This window comes from Rhodoplanes sp. P11, assembly GCF_964266735.1.
Taxonomy (GTDB): domain Bacteria; phylum Pseudomonadota; class Alphaproteobacteria; order Rhizobiales; family Xanthobacteraceae; genus Rhodoplanes; species Rhodoplanes serenus.
This window is the reverse complement of the sequence record NZ_CAXWGY010000012.1, coordinates 462,925-477,289: the sequence shown is the minus strand read 5'-3', so window position 1 is coordinate 477,289 and position 14,365 is coordinate 462,925. Positions and strand designations below refer to the sequence as shown.

Below are 14,365 nucleotides of genomic sequence, written 5' to 3'. Positions count from 1 at the left end.
GGTCGCGCGCCCCGCGTCTCGTTGCGCGCCGCGTCCGGGCCGTGTCAGGCGGCGAGGTCGGGCGCGATCTTCTTGCAGGCGTCGATGAGGCCGCGCACCGCTTCGGCCGACTTGTCGAAGGCCGCCCGCTCGGCGCCGGCGAGCTCGATCTCGACGATGCGCTCGACGCCCTTGGCGCCGATCACCACCGGGATGCCCACATAGGTGTCCTTCTGGCCGTACTCGCCGTTGAGATAGGCGGCGCAGGGCACCACCCGCTTCTTGTCGCGCAGATAGCTCTCCGCCATAGCGATCGCCGAGGTGGCAGGCGCGTAATAGGCCGAGCCGGTCTTGAGCAGGTTGACGATCTCGGCGCCGCCGTTGCGGGTGCGGTCGACGATGGCGTCGAGCCGCGCTTGCGTGGTCCAGCCCATCTTCACCAGGTCGGGCAGCGGAATGCCGGCGACCGTCGAGTACTTGATCAGCGGCACCATGGTGTCCCCGTGGCCGCCGAGCACGAAGGCGGTGACGTCCTCGACCGAGACGTTGAACTCGTCGGCCAGGAAGTAACGGAAGCGCGCCGAGTCGAGCACGCCCGCCATGCCCACCACCATGTGCTTGGGCAGGCCCGAATACTTCTGGAGCGCCCACACCATGGCGTCGAGCGGGTTGGTGATGCAGATCACGAAGGCGCCGGGGGCGTACTTGCGGATGCCGGAGCCGACCTGCTCCATGACCTTCAGATTGATGCCGAGCAGGTCGTCGCGGCTCATGCCGGGCTTGCGCGGCACGCCGGCGGTGACGATGCACACCGAGGCGCCCTCGATGGCCTCATAGGAGTTGGTGCCGGCGTAGCGGGCGTCGAAGCCGTCGACCGGCGAGGACTGGGCGATGTCCAGGGCCTTGCCCTGGGGAATCCCTTCGGCGATGTCGAACATGACGACGTCGCCGAGCTCCTTGAGCCCGACGAGATGGGCCAGGGTGCCACCGATCTGACCCGCGCCGATCAATGCGATTTTATGCCGTGCCATAGTGGGGGAGTCCTCGAACCTGGTGTCCGGTGGGGGTTTCGGGTGTTATCGCGTTCCCGCGGTGCGTTCAAGTCGCGGCCCCGTCGCGGGCCGAAGGGTCGCGACGATGGGCGGCCGTTCGGACCCGGACGCGCCGTCATGTCTCGACCAGGCCGGCGGTGTCGCCCGACGGGCCGGTGCGCTGGCCATGGGGCAGCGCCAGATAGGACTCCGACGCCATCTCGATCAGCCGTGACACGGTGCGCTTGAACTCGTTCGCCTCGACCCCTTCGGTGGCGCGATAGAGCCCCTCGGGCTCGGCCGCCGCCGAGGCGACCAGCTTGACGCCGTGATCGTAGAGGGTGTCGATCAGCGTGATGAACCGCTTGGCCTCGTTGCGGTTCTGGAACTCCATGACGGGCACCCGGTCGACCACGAGGGTATGGAACTCGTGGGCGATGCGCAGATAGTCGGAGGCGCCGAGCGGCTGCCCGCAGAGATCGTGGAACGAGAAGCGCGCCGCTCCCATGGCGGCCCGCGGCACCCGCACGGTGCGGCCCTTGACCACCAGGGCGTGGTCGCGGCTCTCGTGGCCGTGGGTGAGGCGGTGCCAAGCGTCGTCGAGCGCGGCTGCGGCGGCGGCGTCGGCGGGCGTGTGCCAGACCCGCACCCCGGCGAGCTTCTCGCGCCGGTAGTCGGTCCGGGCATCGAGCCGCATCACCTCCATGTGCTCCTTCAGGAGCTCGATGAAGGGCACGAACAGCGCCCGGTTGAGGCCGTCCTTGTAGAGATCGTCCGGCATCGCGTTGGAGGTCGCCACCACCACGACGCCGAGGCCGAACAGGCGGGTGAACAGCCGGCCGAGGATCATGGCGTCGGCGATGTCGGTGACGTGGAACTCGTCGAAGCACAGAAGCCACGCCTCGGCGGCGAGGTCGGCGGCCGTGAGGGCGATCGGGTCGCCGTCGGGAAGCTCGCCGCTCTTGAGCTTGCGCCGATAGGCGTGCACCCGCTCGTGGACGTCCGCCATTAACTCGTGGAAATGGGCGCGCCGCCGCCGCTCGACCCGGCTCGTCGCGTAGAACAGATCCATCAGCATGGTCTTGCCGCGGCCGACCTCGCCGTGGAGATAGAGGCCGCGGACGAAGGGCGGCCGCTTGCTCTCGCGCGCCCCGAACAGCCAGCCCAGCGCCGACGACTTGCGGGCGATGCGGTCGGTGACGAGGCGCTCCTGCAAGCCGGCGAGGGCCTCCACCACGCGGGCCTGGGCGCGGTCACGCTCGATCTCGCCGGCGGCGACGAGCGCCGCGTATCGTTCGCTGATGGTCAAGCCGGGGTCCGGAGCGGGCTGGAGGCGTCCAGATAGCGGGGAACGGCCCGCTTCCACAAGCACGTCGTGCGGCCGGGGCGGCCACCCGGCGGCCGGCGCCGGCATCTACGACTTTAGTCTACAACGCGGGCGCGACAGCCGAATTCGTCTCGCGCTTTACGCTGGATCAAATCGGTGTGCGTCGGTGCCGCCATACTCCTCCCCTGGAATCGAGTCGCACGAGCACCATATTGCGGTGCAACATGACCCATAGGGGCCACGGCTCGGCTCCATACGGGAGGGGAAACGTTCGGGGACCGATTTCGAGAGACGCGCACAGCGCAGGAGATCCCCCGGAATGCAGGAAGTATTCATCGAAGGCGGACTGATCCGCAAACTCTGGCCCATCGAGGCCCACGCCTATCGGGACCATCTGCTGCGCCTCGACGCCGAGAGCCGCCGCAGCCGCTTCGGCGGCGGCGTCTCGGACGAGATGATCCGCAGCTACGCCGATGCCTCCCATGGCCCCGACATCGTGATTCACGGCTTCTTCGTCGACGGCATTCTCCGCGGCGCCGCGGACCTGCGGATGCTCGGCCCGGGCCATGGCGACGAGGCGGAGGCGGCGTTCAGCGTCGAGAAGCCGTGGCAGAGCCATGGGGTCGGCTCGGCCCTGCTGGAGCGCTGCCTGCTGGTGGCGCGCAACCGTGGCGTCAAGCTGCTGCACGTCAACTGCCTGTCCGAGAACCAGCGCATGCAGCAGCTCGCCCGCAAGTTCGAGGCCGAGCTGTCGTTCGATTTCGGCACCGTCGTGGGCAAGATGCAGAACCCGCGCCCCACCCCGCTGTCGGTGATGCAGGAGCTGGTCACCGATGGCCACAGCTTCGCGGCCGCCTGCTTCGACCTCCAGTCGCGGCTGCTGAAGCCGACCAAGCCCTCGCCCGCCGAGTAGGGCGCGCCCGCCACCGGACGCGCCCCGGCCGCTTCGCCGCAGCCGGCCGCCAGCCGCGGCCGGGCGCGGCGTCCGCCTCCCGATCCGGTCCGTGACCCGGCCAATTCTGCCGGATCGGCAAGGTCGACCCGGTCGGCGCTCGTTTGCGCGGTCGCCGGAGCCAGTGTTTTCCGCTGCATAGCCAGTGGCTTCGTGCTTGCATCCCCGGTCTCGGACGGGATGGAGGGCGAGATGTCCACGATGGCCGGGATCGGGAGCTTCGGGGTGTCTTCTGCGGCGCCCGCGCGGGCCGCCGCGACACCTGCGGCCGGGACGCCTGCGGCCGCGACGACCGGGGCGGCGGACCAGGCGGGGACGTCGAAGCGGCGGCCGGCGCGCGACGTCGAGGCAGATTTCCTGAAGGAGATCCGCAAGACCCCGATCGAGCGGCTGCGCGAGCAGGTGCTGAAGCAGCTCGGCCTGACTGAGGAGGCGCTCGCCGCCATGGAGCCGAAGGACCGCGGCCCGATCGAGGAGCTGATCGCCAAGGCGATCGTGGAGCGGCTGAAGGCGGCCGGCGGTGAGCCCGGCCAGGTGATCGATCGGGCCGCCTGATCGGGAACGCCGTCAGTCTTCCGCCCCGGCGGTCGCCGGGCTGGCCAGCGGATAGTCGGCCTCCACCACATAGGGACCGCCGCCCACCGAGGCGCGCGACGACATCAGCACGAAGCGCTCCACCCGGAACGGGCCGGCCCGGAAGCCGCCGCGCAGCGCCAGATAGTCGGCGACCTGCCGGGAGGTCGCGTCGCGCAGCCGCGCCAGGGTGACGTGGGGCGAGAACTTGCGGCTTTCGGCGGGAAGGCCGATGCGCCGCATCAGCCGCTCGTGCTCGGCGTGCAGCTCGACGAGAGCCGGGTTGGGGGCGACCGCCGCGAACACCGCCCGCGGCTTGCGGCCCCCGAAGGCGTCGAGCCCGTCGAGCGCGAGATCGAAGGCGGGCCGGTCGATGCCGTCCAGCTCCGCGGCGACGTCACGGGCCATGGCGTCGTCGATATCGCCGAGGAAGCGTAGGGTGACGTGGTAGCTCTCCGGCTCGACCCAGCGGGCGCCGGGCAGGCCGCCGCGCAAGGCCGCGAGGGCGTCGCGGACGGCGGGCGGGATTTCGAGAGCGGTGAACAGGCGGGGCATGGCGATCTCTCGGACGGGGCGGCACGGAAACAGGAGTGGCGCCGGGCCGGCATGGCCCGGGGCCGGGGTTCAGGAGCGGTCGCGGCGGGCGGCGGCGCGGGCCACCAGCTCCTCGACCTGGGGCAGCACGCGGGACACGATCGTCCGCACGCCGTCGGCATTGGGGTGGATGCCGTCGCGCTGGTTGAGGGCCCGCTCGGCCGCCACCCCGTCCAGGAAGAACGGCACCAGCGGCACGCCGTGGGCGGCGGCCAGCTCCGGATAGATGGCGTCGAACGCCTGCTTGTAGGCCGGCCCCATGTTGGGCGGCGCCTGCATGCCGACCAGCAGCACCGGCAGGCCGCGGGCGGCGAGCCGGCGCAGAATCTCGTCGAGCGCCTTGCGGGTGACCGCCGGGTCGATGCCGCGCAGGGCGTCGTTGGCGCCGAGCTCGACCATCACGGCATCGGCGTCGTCGCCTACCGCCCAGTCGAGCCGGGCGAGCCCGTCCGAGGCGGTGTCACCCGACACCCCGGCATTGACGATCTCGACCGGCCGGCCGCCGCTGCGACCGTTCGCCGCGAGCGCCTGCTGGAGCCGCACCGGGAACGCCTCGCCGGGCGGCAGGCCGTAGCCGGCGACCAGCGAGTCGCCGAGCGCCACGATGCGCAGTGGCGGCCGCCCCTCGGCGCCGCCGCCCCCGGTCGCCCCCGCCGGGAGGGCGAGGCCGAGCGCCAGTGCGCCCGTGACCGCGAGGGCCCCCGTGACCGCGAGGGCCGGCACCGGAGCACCGCGGGCCGGCTGGACCGTGCGGCTCCACCCCCCATATGAGGGGGACCGCCGTCGCGGCGGCGACCATGCGGCGCGGCCGGCGCCCGCGGCGTCCGGGCGCGACCGAAGCCCGTGCCGCCACAGCACGCCCGACCCGAGCACGCCCGACCCGAGCACGCCCGACCCGAGCACGCCGAGCCAGGACCCCAGACGACGCCCGACGATGGACGACAGCAATCCGACGATCATTCCTGCTTCCCTCGCACCCGCCATCTCGCTCGCCGGGGTCGATCTCGCCCTCGGCCGGGATGCGGCGCGGGTCCACATCCTCAAGCACATCACCCTGGATATAGGACGTGGCGAGGCGGTCGGCCTCACCGGGCCGTCGGGCTCGGGCAAATCGACGCTGCTGATGGTGATGGCGGGCCTGGAGCGGCCGGACGCCGGCCGCGTGGTGGTCGACGGCACCGATCTCGGCAGCCTCGACGAGGACGCGCTGGCGCGCTTCCGCGGCCGCCGCGTCGGCATCGTGTTCCAGTCCTTTCACCTGATCCCGACCATGACGGCGCTGGAGAACGTCGCGGTGCCGCTGGAGCTGGCCGGCCGTGCCGACGCTGCGGCGGTCGCCCGCGCCGAGCTCGCCGCGGTCGGCCTCGGCGACCGGCTCGGCCACTACCCGTCCCAGCTCTCCGGCGGCGAGCAGCAGCGTGTCGCGCTCGCCCGGGCGCTGGCGCCGTCCCCGTCGATCCTGGTCGCCGACGAGCCGACCGGCAATCTCGACGAGGCGACCGGACGCGGCATCGTCGATCTGATGTTCGCCGGCCAGGCCGAGCGCGGCATGACGCTGGTGCTGGTCACCCACGACGCGAGCCTCGCGGCGCGCTGCGACCGGGTGGTGCGCATGCGCTCCGGCCGCATCGAGCCGGTCGCCGGCTCCGGCTCCGACGCAACGCCCGGCGGTTCTCCGGCCAGCCAGCCGGCGCTGCCATGAGGGACCCGGCCGACCGATCCGGGCGTCCGCCGGCGCGCCGCTGGCCGCTGCTCGCCCGCCTGGCGCTGCGCGACCTGCGCGGCGGCCTCTCGGGCTTCGGCGTGTTCATCGCGTGCATGGCGCTCGGGGTGATGACCATCGCGGGGGTCGCCTCGGTGTCGCGCAGCCTCACCGACGGCATCGGCCGGCAGGGCCGGGCGATCCTCGGCGGCGATCTCTCCTTCACGCTGGTGCAGCGCGAGGCGAGCGAGGCCGAGCGCGCCTTCATGGCGGCGTCCGGCGATCTCTCGGTGGCGGCGGCCCTGCGGGCGCTCGTCCGCACCGGCGACGGCCGCTCGGCGCTGGTCGAGCTGAAGGCGGTCGATGCCGCCTATCCGCTCTACGGCGCGGTCGAGACCGATCCAGCGGTGCCGCTCGGCGCGCTGCTCGGCCGTGACGGCGACGCCTTCGGGGCGGTCGCCGATCCACTGCTGCTCGCCCGCCTCGGCCTCGCGGTCGGCGACCGCGTCACCGTCGGCACCGCGACGCTGGTGCTGCGCGGAACGGTGGGGCGCGAGCCCGACCGGCTCGCCGGCGGCGTCGGCTTCGGGCCGCGCCTGATGGTGAGCGACGACGCCCTGCGGGCGAGCGGCCTGCTCCAGCCCGGCAGCCTGGTGCGCTGGCTCTATCGGCTGCGGCTCGCCGAGCCCGATCCGGCTGGCCGTGCCGACGCCCTCACCGATGTGGCCAATCGCCGCTTCCCCGATGCCGGCTGGGACATCCGGGCGAGCGCCAATGCGTCGCCGCAGCTCGAGCGCAACATCGACCGCTTCACCCAGTTCCTGACGCTCGTCGGCCTCACCGCGCTGCTGGTCGGCGGCGTCGGCGTCGCCAACGCGACCCGCCACTATCTCGACCGCAAGCGCGACACCATCGCGACCTTCAAGGCGCTGGGGGCTTCGGGCGGCCAGGTGGTGGCGCTCTACTTCGCGCAGATCCTCCTGCTGGCGGCGTTCGGCGGCGTGATCGGCGTGGCGCTCGGCGCGGCGTTGCCGTTCGGCCTGTCGGCAGCGCTCGGCGCGCTGCTGCCGCTGCCGCTCGCCCCGTCGCTGCATCCCGACATTCTGGCGCTGGCGCTGCTCTACGGGCTGCTCACCGCGGTGACCTTCTCGGCCTGGCCGCTCGGCCGCGCCCACGACGTGCCGGTCTCGGCGCTGTTTCGTGATGCCGTGGCGCCCGATCCGCGGCGGCCGCGGCGCCGCTACGTCGCCGTCGCGGTCCTGTCGGGCGTGGCGCTCGCGGCGCTGGCGATCGGGGCGTCCTTCGACCGTCGCGTCGCCGCCGTGTTCGTCGCCGCCGCGGTCGCGGTGCTGCTGCTGCTGCGCCTCGTCGCCAGCGGCGTGATGGCGCTGGCGCGCCGCGCCCCGCGGTCGCGCTCGGCGGTGCTGCGGCTCGCCGTCGCCAACGTCCATCGGCCGGCGGCGCTGACCCCGACCGTCGTCATCTCGCTCGGCCTCGGCATGGCGCTGCTGGTGACGCTCTTGGAGATCGACGGCAACCTGCGGCGGCAGTTCACCGCGGCGCTGCCCGAGCGGGCGCCGTCCTTCTTCTTCCTCGACATCCCGAGCGCCGAGGCGCCACGCTTCGATGCGCTGGTGGCGGCGCAGGCGCCCGGCGCGCGGCTCGAACGGGTGCCGATGCTGCGCGGTCGCATCGTCGCCGCCAACGGCGTGCGCGCCGAGGACCTGAAGGTGCGGCCGGATGCGAGCTGGGCGCTGCACGGCGACCGCGGCATCACCTACGCGACCGCGGTGCCGGCCGGCTCGCGCGTGGTCGCCGGCGACTGGTGGGGGGCCGACTATCGCGGGCCGCCGCTGCTGTCGCTGGAGAAGAAGATCGCCGAGGGCATCGGCGTTTCGATCGGCGACACCGTCACGGTCAATGTGCTCGGCCGCAACATCACGGCGCGCATCGCCAATCTGCGGACAGTCGACTGGCAGTCGCTCGGCATCAACTTCGTGCTGGTGTTCTCGCCCGGCGCCTTCGCGGGCGCGCCCCACACCGACATCGCCACGGTGACGTTCGCGGACGGCGGCACGCCGGCCGCGGAGGCGGCGCTGCTGAACGCGGTGGCGCAGGCGTGGCCGAGCGTCACCCCGGTGCCCGTCAAGGATGCGCTCGACCAGGCCGGTCGCGTCGTCGGCAATCTCGTCCGCGCCGTGCAGGGGGCGAGCGGCATCACCTTGGTGTCGGCCGTTCTGGTGCTCGCCGGCGCCCTCGCGGCCGGCCACCGCCATCGCGTCTACGACGCCGTGGTGCTCAAGACGCTCGGCGCCTCGCGACGACAGCTTGTCGCCGTCTATTTGCTGGAGTACCTGCTGATCGGCGCCGCCGCGGTTCTGTTCGGTGTCGCCGCCGGCTCGATCGCCGGATGGCGGGTGGTGACCGACCTGATGTCGCTGCCCTATGTCTGGCAGGCCGGTCCAGCGATGGCCGCGGCCCTCGCGGCCCTCGCCGTCACGGTCGCCTGCGGGCTGATCGGGACGGTGGCGGCGCTGGGCCGCAAGCCGGCCGCGGTATTGAGACGTCTTTAACCGTCCGGAGTCTTCCTTCCCGTCGTCTTTGCGACAACTAGCCGCTCCGCAAATGCTGGTCCGGACTGCGAAATTTACGCCGCGCGACAATCCGTCGCCGACGCGATCCGCAGATCGGACGCATATAATGTGCAAGTAAACACCGAGGCTCCAACCGCGGGACCACACCGCGGCACGAGCGACAACACGAGTGGACAACACGAAAAGGGGGTTCGACGATGTCGGACTACGAGCGGAACACCATCGGCGCGCCCTACGGCACCCTCTCGCGGGCCGAGGCGGCCGCCATCGATGTCGGCCTGCGCGCCTACATGCTGCGCGTCTACAACTACATGGTGCTCGGGCTCGCGATCACCGGCTTCGCCGCACTCGGCATGTACATGCTGTCGGTGACCGGAGACGCCGCGAGCGCCGCCAAGGTGATGCGCAACGGCGTTGAGGTGCCGATGATGATGCGTGGAGGCATGTACCTCACGCAGATCGGCTACACCGTTTACGTGAGCCCGCTCAAGTGGGTGATCATGCTGGCGCCGCTCGGCCTCGTGTTCGCGCTCAGCTTCGGCGTCGAGCGCATGCGTCCGGCCACCGCGCAGGTGCTGTTCTGGCTCTACGCCGCGCTGGTCGGCCTGTCGCTCGGCTCGATCTTCATGGTGTTCACCGGCACCTCGGTGGTGCGCGTGTTCTTCATCACGGCCGCGACCTTCGGGGCGCTGTCGCTGTGGGGCTACACCACCCAGCGTGATCTGACCGGCATGGGCTCGTTCCTGATCATGGGCCTGTTCGGCATCATCATCGCGAGCCTGGTGAACATCTTCCTCGGCAGCACCATGCTCCAGTGGGTGATCTCGATGGTCGGCGTGCTGGTGTTCGCGGGCCTCACCGCCTACGACACCCAGCGGCTGAAGAACGAGTACATCTACGGCGCCATGGAGGGCGACGTGCTGGAGCGGTCCGCCATCATGGGGGCGCTGTCGCTCTACCTGGACTTCATCAACCTGTTCACCCTGCTGCTCCAGCTTCTCGGCCAGCGCGAGGAGTGATCGGGCGACCGATCGGAAGATCGAGGGATCGACGTCGACCGGGGCCGCATCGCGGCCCCGGCTTGTTTTTTGGGTTCCACCGGAGCGCCCGTCTCGGTGCTGCCGTCGGCGCAGGCCCCCGCCCCAGGCGGTCGCCGCACCATGATGTCGAATTTGTCATGCGGGGCGGTGCCGCGGCGGTCTTCTCGCGGCCATTGGTCCGTCCTACATTGAGGGGCGGTTTGTTGCGGCAGGCAACCCCGCGCCTGCCCGCGGGTGGACGAAAGGATCTTCCCCCATGTCGGACTTCGATCGCAATACCGTCGCGTCCCGCGGCTATCCGGCCGACAGGGCGGTGGCGGTGGATCAGGGCCTGCGAGCCCACATGATCACGGTGTACAACTACATGGCCGGTGGCGTCGCGCTCACCGGCATCACCGCCTGGCTGACCTTCCAGCTCGCCACCGTCACCGACGCGGCCGGCAACATCACCGGCCTCACCGGCTTCGGCCAGGCGCTGTTCGGCAGCCCGCTGATGTGGGTGCTGGTGCTGGCCCCGCTCGGCCTCGTGTTCTATCTGAGCTTCCGCATCGAGCGGCTCCAGGCGAGCACCGCCCGCACGCTGTTCTTCGTCTATGCGGGCCTGCTCGGCCTGTCGCTGGCGTCGATCTTCATGGTCTACACGGCGGCGTCGATCACCCGGGTGTTCTTCATCTCGGCGGCGGCCTTCGGCGCGTTGTCGCTGTGGGGCTATACCACCCAGCGTGATCTCTCCGGGATGGGCTCGTTCCTGATCATGGGCCTGTTCGGCCTGATCATCGCCAGCCTGGTCAACATCTTCCTCAAGTCGAGCGGCCTCGACTGGGCGCTGTCGGTCGCCGGTGTCCTGATCTTCGCCGGGCTCACCGCCTGGGATACCCAGAAGATCAAGGAAATGTACGACCCGATGGACGACGGGACGGTGGGCGGCCGCAAGGCCGTGATGGGAGCGCTCGCGCTCTACCTCGACTTCATCAACCTGTTCCTGATGCTGCTGCGTCTGGTCGGCGACCGTCGCTGACCGCGGTCTCGGAACACCGTCGCTGCACACGCAATCCCGTCCGACGCCCCGGCCCTGCGGCCGGGGCGTCGCCGTTTCGGCGACATGCCGCACCGAGGCACGCTCTTCCGGCGAATGCGGCGATCCGCCATCATGCCCGAATCATGACCCTGACGCCGACGCCGACGATCTACCGTCCCGCGACCCCGGCCGATGTTCCGGCCGTCACCGCCATCTATGCTCACGCGGTGCGGACCGGCTCCGCCTCGTTCGAGATCGAGCCGCCGGACGAGGCCGAGATGGCGCGGCGCATGGCCGCGCTGGCGGCGAGCGATCACCCGTACTTCGTCGCCGAGAGCGGCGGCGCCGTGCTGGGCTACGCCTATGCGGGGCCGTACCGGCTGCGGCCCGCCTATCGCTGGACCGTCGAGGATTCGATCTACGTGGCGCCGAGCGCCACCCGGGCCGGGCTCGGCCGCGCGCTGCTGTTCCGGTTGCTGCTGGAGAGCGAGACGCGCGGCTTCCGCCAGATGGTGGCGGTGATCGGCGACACCGAGAACATCGCCTCCATCGAGCTGCACCGCGATGCCGGCTTCCGGCTGGTCGGGGTGCTGGAGAACGTCGGCTTCAAGCACGGCCGCTGGCTCGGCTCGGTGCTGATGCAGCGCCCGCTCGGCGACGGTGCCGCGACCCTGCCGGCGTGATCGCGCCGCGGCAGGATCGTCCGGCGGGAACGCCGATCAGGAGACGATGCGCAGGCTGACCTTGTCGAGCTCGCGCAGCACGCGGTCGAGCTCGTGCCCCATCTTGACGATCAGGCCGGTCGCCGAGACCACCCGCCAGGCGCCCTGGCGGCGCGCCAGCCTGGGGTTCTTCTCGATCCGATAGAGCGGCACCTCGGTGGTGCGGCGGAACACCGAGAAGACCGCCCGGTCCTTATGGAAGTCGATGGCGTAGTCGCGCCACTCGCCGGACGCCACCTTGCGGCCGTACAGGCCGAGGATGCGGGACAGCTCCCGCCTGCTGAAGGTCACGCGGGCAGGGGTGGCGCCAGGCAGGGCCGCAGGCCCCGCACCGTCGCCCCCGCGAAACTCGCTGGGCTCGTTGTCCCCGCACTCGAGGCTCATGGCTCCTCCTGCTGCCGACGGTCGGTCCTGTGTCGGTCATGGGCATGTCATGATCCCCCTGCGCTCCGGCAAGGGCAAGGGCGGTGGGGTCGCGGCAGTGATGCGGCGTTCCCCGGTGCTGACAGGGATGACGGCCGGCGCCGCTCACGGCTTCTCACGGGGCGATCACGCATTCGTCAGCCCGTTCATAATGCTGCCGGAATTCGGCCCCGGCGAAGTCGATCCGGACTGTCATGAAATGACCGTTGGCATAGGGTCCGGTCCGAGAAGAGAGCCGGTTCCTCAGCCCCCCAGCCCCCCGGGCTCGTAAGGGCCGGACCCTGTCGCCAGCAGGACGCGCGCCCCGGTTGACGACGGGGTGGACCCAGACCCCATCGACATCGATCAGGGACATTGATCAACAGGCCGGCTTCGCCGGCTTTTTTTGTGCCTCGATGCGGCGCCCGCGGCGGTGACGTCTGCGCGGTTCAGTCCTCGCCGCGCGCGACCGTCTCGAACGAGACGTCGCGCTGGGCGGTGCGCAGCGACACCACGAAGCCGGCGATGACGTCCACGAAGGTGATCGCCAGAAGCAGGAAGAAGGTCGCGGTGGCCGCCTCGCGGACCAGCAGGAACTCGACCAGCATGGCGATGAAGAGGAGCAGCGACAGGACGTGATCGACCACGCTGCGGCGCGACATCCGGGTCGCCTTGACGATCTCCAGGAACAGGAACACCAGCCCGACCACGATCAGCGCATCGCCCCAGGTCAGCGCGAAGGTCGCCTGCGAGATCATCGAGACCTGGAGCAGCGGGGCGGTCCAATCGAAGCCGCGCAGCAGGAAGGCGACGATGTTGTAGATCGCGAAGGGCACGATCAGCAGCGGAAATCCCACGATGAACATGTCCGATCCCCCCGACGGGACGAGCCGATTCGAGCCGAGACGGCAGCCGGGTTCGGCGCCGTCCGGCGTGTCGTCGTCCCTTAAAGCACGTTCCCGTCGCGGGTGCAGCGCCGGCGTGGCGTGACGCCGCGGGAGGGACGCGGCCCGATCGTGCGAAGCCCCGCGCGGTCCGGACCTCGCAGACGCGCGACAACGCCCGGGGCGGGCACCCCGGGCGTCGCCCGTAACGGGTCGTGAATGTGGATCGTTGGACGCGGGATCGGCGGCGCGACCGGGTCGCGCCGGCGGAACCGTCAGTCCTCGGACTTCTTCGTGAAGATCTGCCGGCCGCGATACATGCCGGTCTTCAGGTCGACGTGGTGCGGACGGCGCAGCTCGCCCGAATCCTTGTCCTCCACATAGGTCGGCGCCTTGATGGCGTCGGCCGAGCGGCGCATGCCGCGGCGGGAGGGCGAGGTCTTTCGTTTCGGCACGGCCATGGGGTCGGTCTCCTCGACAGGGGCCGGCTGCGGAGACGCGCCGAGGCCCGGTTTTCCGGAAAGTGGGGCTTATAGAGCATGCGGTGCGGGCTGGCTAGAGCGCAATGCGCGCCCCCGGTCCGCCCGCGGGGCCTGGCCGGCCACCGGCCTCGGCTCTCGGCGTCGGCGCCACCGTCAGGCCGGCGGCCGCGGCAGGGCCAGGATGCGGCGGGCCTCGGCGGGGGGCGCCGGCTCGGCGTCGAGCGCCCGCACGATACGCACCGCCTTCTCGACCAGCGCCGCGTTCGACGGGGCGAGCACGCCGCGCTCGACATAGAGGTTGTCCTCCAGCCCGACCCGGACATGGCCGCCGAGCAGCACCGCCTGGGCCACCATCGGGAACTGGGCGCCGCCGATGCCGAAGCCGGTCCAGAACGCCCCCGTCGGCAGCAGGCTGCGCATGAACAGCATGCTTTCCGGGGTGGCCGGGGCGCCCCACGGCACCCCGAGGCAGAGCTGGAACATCGCGGGCGGGTGCAGCACCCCTTCCTCGATGAGGCGCAGCGCCAGCCGCACATTGCCGCTGTCGAAGCATTCGAGCTCCGGCAGCACGCCGGCCGCCGCCACCGCCCGTCCCATCACCCGCAGATGCGCCGGCGTGTTGACGAAGACGAACTCGCCGAAGTTCATGGTGGTGATGTCGAGGGTGCAGATCTCCGGCCGCAGCGCCTCGATGTGGCGCACCCGCATCTCGGGCGGGGCGAGCGTGGTGCCCTCGCCGCCGACCTTCGGGTCGGCCGCCGACGGAATGAACCGCGCCCCCGCCCCAGTGGTGAGGTTGAGAATGACGTCGGTGTCGACGGCACGGATGCGCTCCACCACCTCGCGATAGAGCGCGAGGTCGGTCGCCGGCTTGCCGGTCGCCGGATCGCGGACATGGATGTGGACGATGGCGGCCCCGGCCTGTGCCGCCTTGATGGCCGACCCGGCGATCTGTTCGGGCGTGACCGGGACGGCCGGGCTCTTGCCGACGGTGTCGCCGCCGCCCGTGAGGGCACAGGTGACGATGACGGGGCGCTTTCCCCGTCCGGCGGATGCTTCGGTCAT

The 14,365-nt window shown here is 71.2% G+C and carries 15 protein-coding genes; 7 read left to right on the top strand and 8 right to left on the bottom strand.

Annotated features, from left to right (window positions below):
• Positions 1-44: 44 nt before the first annotated feature.
• Together mdh and zapE are read right to left on the bottom strand one after the other, a co-directional pair.
• Positions 45-1,010: a malate dehydrogenase gene (gene mdh, locus ACFQUV_RS11360; protein ID WP_111386716.1), complete on the bottom strand. Its 966-nt coding sequence runs from the start codon at positions 1,008-1,010 to the stop codon at positions 45-47.
• 136 nt (positions 1,011-1,146) lie between these two features.
• Positions 1,147-2,319, bottom strand: coding sequence for a cell division protein ZapE (gene zapE / locus ACFQUV_RS11355; protein ID WP_244601544.1), 1,173 nt, complete (start codon positions 2,317-2,319; stop codon positions 1,147-1,149).
• 337 nt (positions 2,320-2,656) lie between these two features.
• On the opposite strand from zapE, the gene ACFQUV_RS11350 reads away from it, so the two are divergent.
• Together ACFQUV_RS11350 and ACFQUV_RS11345 are read left to right on the top strand one after the other, a co-directional pair.
• Complete coding sequence (locus ACFQUV_RS11350; protein ID WP_111386718.1) at positions 2,657-3,250, top strand: GNAT family N-acetyltransferase; 594 nt, start codon at positions 2,657-2,659, stop codon at positions 3,248-3,250.
• A 231-nt stretch (positions 3,251-3,481) separates the two neighbouring features.
• On the top strand, positions 3,482-3,844 hold the full coding sequence (locus ACFQUV_RS11345; RefSeq protein ID WP_129608701.1) for a hypothetical protein: 363 nt from the start codon (positions 3,482-3,484) through the stop codon (positions 3,842-3,844).
• A 12-nt stretch (positions 3,845-3,856) separates the two neighbouring features.
• Here ACFQUV_RS11345 and thpR read toward each other — a convergent pair whose 3' ends face one another.
• Positions 3,857-4,417 carry an RNA 2',3'-cyclic phosphodiesterase gene (gene thpR / locus ACFQUV_RS11340; protein WP_129608702.1) on the bottom strand — a complete coding sequence of 187 codons (561 nt, stop codon included), beginning with the start codon at positions 4,415-4,417 and terminating at the stop codon, positions 3,857-3,859.
• A gap of 69 nt (positions 4,418-4,486) precedes the next feature.
• The gene (locus tag ACFQUV_RS11335) at positions 4,487-5,179 is read right to left on the bottom strand and encodes an arylesterase (RefSeq protein WP_371851699.1); all 693 of its coding nucleotides are present in this window, start codon (positions 5,177-5,179) and stop codon (positions 4,487-4,489) included.
• 211 nt (positions 5,180-5,390) lie between these two features.
• Between ACFQUV_RS11335 and ACFQUV_RS11330 the strand changes: the two genes are divergently transcribed.
• The 5 genes from ACFQUV_RS11330 to ACFQUV_RS11310 all read left to right on the top strand — a co-directional run bounded on the left by ACFQUV_RS11330 (position 5,391) and on the right by ACFQUV_RS11310 (position 11,493).
• A complete protein-coding gene (locus ACFQUV_RS11330) occupies positions 5,391-6,158 on the top strand; it encodes an ABC transporter ATP-binding protein (protein WP_129608704.1) in 768 nt (255 codons plus the stop codon).
• The gene (locus tag ACFQUV_RS11325) at positions 6,155-8,731 is read left to right on the top strand and encodes an ABC transporter permease (RefSeq protein ID WP_129608705.1); all 2,577 of its coding nucleotides are present in this window, start codon (positions 6,155-6,157) and stop codon (positions 8,729-8,731) included. The genes ACFQUV_RS11330 and ACFQUV_RS11325 overlap by 4 nt, the downstream gene beginning before the upstream one ends.
• Positions 8,732-8,949: 218 nt before the next feature.
• Entirely contained in the window at positions 8,950-9,771 is an 822-nt protein-coding gene (locus ACFQUV_RS11320) for a Bax inhibitor-1/YccA family protein (RefSeq protein WP_111388697.1), read from the top strand.
• Between the two features lie 277 nt (positions 9,772-10,048).
• Entirely contained in the window at positions 10,049-10,810 is a 762-nt protein-coding gene (locus ACFQUV_RS11315; protein ID WP_111386680.1) for a Bax inhibitor-1/YccA family protein, read from the top strand.
• Between the two features lie 143 nt (positions 10,811-10,953).
• Positions 10,954-11,493, top strand: coding sequence for a GNAT family N-acetyltransferase (locus ACFQUV_RS11310; RefSeq protein WP_129608706.1), 540 nt, complete (start codon positions 10,954-10,956; stop codon positions 11,491-11,493).
• A gap of 36 nt (positions 11,494-11,529) precedes the next feature.
• Here the strand turns inward: ACFQUV_RS11310 and ACFQUV_RS11305 are convergent, their stop codons facing one another.
• The 4 genes from ACFQUV_RS11305 to ACFQUV_RS11290 form a co-directional block, all read right to left on the bottom strand.
• Positions 11,530-11,916, bottom strand: a complete 387-nt coding sequence (locus tag ACFQUV_RS11305) for a DUF2794 domain-containing protein (protein ID WP_129608707.1) — start codon at positions 11,914-11,916, stop codon at positions 11,530-11,532.
• A 467-nt stretch (positions 11,917-12,383) separates the two neighbouring features.
• Positions 12,384-12,800, bottom strand: a complete 417-nt coding sequence (locus ACFQUV_RS11300) for a hypothetical protein (RefSeq protein ID WP_111386672.1) — start codon at positions 12,798-12,800, stop codon at positions 12,384-12,386.
• 293 nt (positions 12,801-13,093) lie between these two features.
• On the bottom strand, positions 13,094-13,279 hold the full coding sequence (rpmF, locus tag ACFQUV_RS11295; protein ID WP_111359959.1) for a 50S ribosomal protein L32: 186 nt from the start codon (positions 13,277-13,279) through the stop codon (positions 13,094-13,096).
• Between the two features lie 174 nt (positions 13,280-13,453).
• Positions 13,454-14,365 (bottom strand): 3-keto-5-aminohexanoate cleavage protein, encoded by a 912-nt coding sequence (locus ACFQUV_RS11290; protein WP_129608708.1) that lies wholly within the window; start codon positions 14,363-14,365, stop codon positions 13,454-13,456.

Excerpts from the sequence above, each read along its gene's own strand:
- ACFQUV_RS11315 (WP_111386680.1), top strand. The coding sequence starts at position 10,049 with ATGTCGGACTTCGATCGCAATACCGTCGCGTCCCGCGGCTATCCGGCC.
- thpR (WP_129608702.1), bottom strand. The coding sequence starts at position 4,417 with ATGCCCCGCCTGTTCACCGCTCTCGAAATCCCGCCCGCCGTCCGCGAC.
- ACFQUV_RS11320 (WP_111388697.1), top strand. The coding sequence starts at position 8,950 with ATGTCGGACTACGAGCGGAACACCATCGGCGCGCCCTACGGCACCCTC.
- mdh (WP_111386716.1), bottom strand. The coding sequence starts at position 1,010 with ATGGCACGGCATAAAATCGCATTGATCGGCGCGGGTCAGATCGGTGGC.
- ACFQUV_RS11290 (WP_129608708.1), bottom strand. The coding sequence starts at position 14,365 with ATGACCGAAGCATCCGCCGGACGGGGAAAGCGCCCCGTCATCGTCACC.
- ACFQUV_RS11305 (WP_129608707.1), bottom strand. The coding sequence starts at position 11,916 with ATGAGCCTCGAGTGCGGGGACAACGAGCCCAGCGAGTTTCGCGGGGGC.
- ACFQUV_RS11310 (WP_129608706.1), top strand. The coding sequence starts at position 10,954 with ATGACCCTGACGCCGACGCCGACGATCTACCGTCCCGCGACCCCGGCC.
- rpmF (WP_111359959.1), bottom strand. The coding sequence starts at position 13,279 with ATGGCCGTGCCGAAACGAAAGACCTCGCCCTCCCGCCGCGGCATGCGC.
- ACFQUV_RS11325 (WP_129608705.1), top strand. The coding sequence starts at position 6,155 with ATGAGGGACCCGGCCGACCGATCCGGGCGTCCGCCGGCGCGCCGCTGG.
- ACFQUV_RS11330 (WP_129608704.1), top strand. The coding sequence starts at position 5,391 with ATGGACGACAGCAATCCGACGATCATTCCTGCTTCCCTCGCACCCGCC.
- ACFQUV_RS11350 (WP_111386718.1), top strand. The coding sequence starts at position 2,657 with ATGCAGGAAGTATTCATCGAAGGCGGACTGATCCGCAAACTCTGGCCC.
- ACFQUV_RS11345 (WP_129608701.1), top strand. The coding sequence starts at position 3,482 with ATGTCCACGATGGCCGGGATCGGGAGCTTCGGGGTGTCTTCTGCGGCG.
- ACFQUV_RS11300 (WP_111386672.1), bottom strand. The coding sequence starts at position 12,800 with ATGTTCATCGTGGGATTTCCGCTGCTGATCGTGCCCTTCGCGATCTAC.